The organism is Idiomarina sp. UBA4206 (genome assembly GCF_002383015.1).
Lineage (GTDB): Bacteria > Pseudomonadota > Gammaproteobacteria > Enterobacterales > Alteromonadaceae > Idiomarina > Idiomarina abyssalis.
The window spans coordinates 395-819 of sequence record NZ_DFTS01000035.1 but is presented as its reverse complement, the minus strand read 5'-3'; the positions used below and the strand labels follow the sequence as shown (position 1 = coordinate 819).

The 425-nt window shown below is 54.6% G+C and carries 1 pseudogene; it reads left to right on the top strand.

Annotated features, from left to right (window positions below):
• Nucleotides 1-425: pseudogene (locus B3180_RS07040) on the top strand (glycine dehydrogenase (aminomethyl-transferring)); the annotation flags it as partial.

Sequence of the window (425 nt, the reverse complement as noted above, 5' to 3'; positions counted from 1 at the left end):
GCCACCGCCGAGATGATTCCGGTCACCTGGCCTGAGTTTGGTCAGTTGCACCCGTTCTGCCCGGCAGAGCAGGCGCAAGGCTATTACGAGTTAGTTTCTACTTTGTCTGAATGGTTAATTGATGTAACTGGTTACGACAACATGTCTATGCAGCCGAACTCCGGCGCACAGGGCGAGTACGCTGGTCTGCTGGCTATTCAGAAATACCATGAAAGCCGCGGCGACGGGCACCGCGACATCTGCCTTATTCCAAGCTCTGCCCACGGCACCAACCCAGCTTCAGCTCAGATGATGAACATGAAAGTGGTGGTGGTTGACTGTGACAAGCACGGCAACGTGGACATGGACGACTTAAAAGCCAAAGCCGAAGAAGCGGGCGAGAACCTGTCGTGCATTATGGTCACTTACCCGTCTACCCACGGTGT